The 2,589-nt window shown below is 40.6% G+C and carries 1 protein-coding gene and 1 pseudogene; one reads left to right on the plus strand and one right to left on the minus strand.

Annotation, left to right across the window (positions count from 1 at the left end):
* Positions 1–1,901: leucine--tRNA ligase (gene leuS / locus GCCT14_RS04380; RefSeq protein ID WP_108624385.1), on the minus strand; the 1,901-nt coding region annotated here is incomplete at its 3' end.
* Between the two features lie 163 nt (positions 1,902–2,064).
* Between leuS and GCCT14_RS04385 the strand changes: the two are divergent.
* Positions 2,065–2,589, plus strand: a pseudogene (locus GCCT14_RS04385) (hypothetical protein); the annotation flags it as partial.

Genomic DNA, 2,589 nt, shown 5'->3' on the forward strand with positions numbered 1-2,589 from the left:
CGGAGAGCATCTGCCCCAAAATCTTTCATTAAATCATCAGGAGACACTCCATTAAGTTTGGATTTTCCCATCTTCTCAATCTGAGAAACAATTTTTTCATTTGTTTTGATCAGAAAATATTCCGAGCCACGCTTTTCTACTTCTTCTGCAGATACGTATACCCCTCCAGGCTTTTTGAATGATCTATTCAGAACCATCCCTGGATTTTTCAATTTTAAAAATGGTTCTGGATGTTGAACCAATCCACAATCGAACAGTATTTTGTGCCAAAATCTTGCATAAAGCAGATGTAATACAGAATGTTCAGCTCCACCAATATAGATATCAACAGGCATCCATTCATCTTGAGCCTCTTTTGAACAAAAGATTTCTTCATTTGTTGGATCACAAAACCGAAGAAAATACCAACAAGAACCAGCCCATTGCGGCATCACATTTGTTTCTCTCTTTGCATGTAGACCAGACTTAGCGTCCTTTAAAAATACCCAACTAGGGACTGAATCCAAAGGGCTTAAGCTATCTTCTGGCGGCCGGTAAGAATCAATTTGTGGAGGAATAAGTGGTAATTCGTCTAAGTCCAAAGGACGAATTTTCCCATTTTCAAGATGTAGAAGCGGCATTGGCTCTCCCCAATACCTTTGTCTAGAAAACAGCCAATCTCTCAACCGATAAGTTGTTCTCTTACGCCCCTTCCCTGTAGCTTCAAGCCATTCAATGACCATGTCTCTAGCTTTAAGATAATCTACTCCATTAAGAGAGATGGTTTCAGAATAGCTTTCAATGCATGTGCCAGGTCCAGTGTAAGGTAAATGATAGCCTTCCTTTTCTTCTACAATGACCACTTTTGATTTTAATCCGTGTTGTCTTGCAAAAGAACAATCGTTTTCATCATGAGCTGGAACACCCATAACAATTCCAGAACCAACGTGAGGAAGAACGTAACCTGCTACCCAAATCGGAATACTATCTCCATTTACTGGATTGTTAGCGTAGGCACCTAAAAATACTCCGTCATTAGAATTAGAGCTATCTCTTCCTCCCACTAATTGTCTATCACGAAAGGATTGCAAAAACGGAAGAACATCTTCCTTAGTAATTTGATCCACAAATGGATGAGTAGCAGAAAGTGCTATGTAGGAGACCCCGAATATAGTTTCTGGTCTTGTAGTAAAAACATATAGTTCAATTGCTGTTCCAACTACCGAGAAACAAACCTCCGCACCTTCTTTTCTACCAATCCAAGACAGTTGCTGCTGCTTTATCTCATCAGGCCAATCTACAAGATCAAGATCTTTAATGAGTCGATCCGCATACTTCGTAATACGTAACATCCATTGACGCAAAGGTTTTAGTACAACTGCAAACCCACCTTCCTTACTAAAACCGTTCTCAACTTCCTCATTAGCTAAAGCAATTTGCAGATCTGGACAGTAATTCACATGAACTTCTGCTTCATATGCAAGCCCCTTTTCGTAGAAAAGGCTAAACATCCATTGTGTCCACTTATAAAAGTTTGGATGAGAAGTTGAAATTTCCCTACACCAATCGTAAGCGTATCCCATAGACTTGAGCTGTTTACGAAAAGAATCAATATTAGTTTTAGTGGTTTCACGAGGATGAGCTCCAGTTCTAGCGGCGTATCGTTCAGCAGGAAGACCAAAACTGTCCCATCCCATGGGGTGCAAAACGTCAATTTCCATCATTTTCAGATACCTTACGTACACATCTGAGTACGTGTATCCGCATAGATGTCCCATGTGCAAGCCACTTCCCGACGGATATGGGAACATGTCCAGTATGTACTTTTTCTCTCTCCCCAAATTACGCACAGAACGAAATATCCCGTGATTTGCCCATTCTTCTTGCCACTTTTTTTCTACGAATAGGTGATCATAGCCCATTTCTGACGCCCCCTAAATAGATCCTGCCAGTTCGCTTACGATCTAACAAGTCTACCTTACTAAGGTGTGACCATCCAAATCAAAAGCAGACTCACAGTTCTCATCTCTTCCCGAAGAAGGATTCCTGTGATAGGATCAGACTTGTCTCTCACGGAGTTGAAACATGAAACAGGTAAAACAGAGCATAAAGGTAAAAAGAGCTAAACAGAATCTTTCTGCTCAAATTGCACCGGAGAACAATACATATTTTGAAAAAGAAAAAATCAAGACTCTTGTAGCATCTGCACTTGTTTCAAAAGGCCCTCTTCATCCAAGCGAAATTGTAAGATCTTTCAAAATTGGGCCGGAAAGTTACGAAATTCTAAAAGAAGTTATTCACTCCATGGTTCTTGATCGTACGATCGGAATTTCTGATGACGATCGTTTTTTTTTTCAAGGGCCACTAGAATTTGAAGGTCGCGCATCTCTGCACTCGCGTGGGTTTGGATTCGTTTCCATAGAAGGATGGGCGCAAGACGTTTTCATTCCAAAATGTTCTACTGAAGGAGCGTGTAATCGAGATCTAGTTAGAGTAGTAGTAGTTGCAAAAAAGGATCGCCCAGCAGAAGGGAGAATCTTATCTATCATCGAAAGAGGTCAATCCGAAATTGTTGGAACTATCACTTCTATCGTTCGGCAAAAAGGCATT

This window comes from Candidatus Similichlamydia epinepheli (assembly GCF_003056015.1).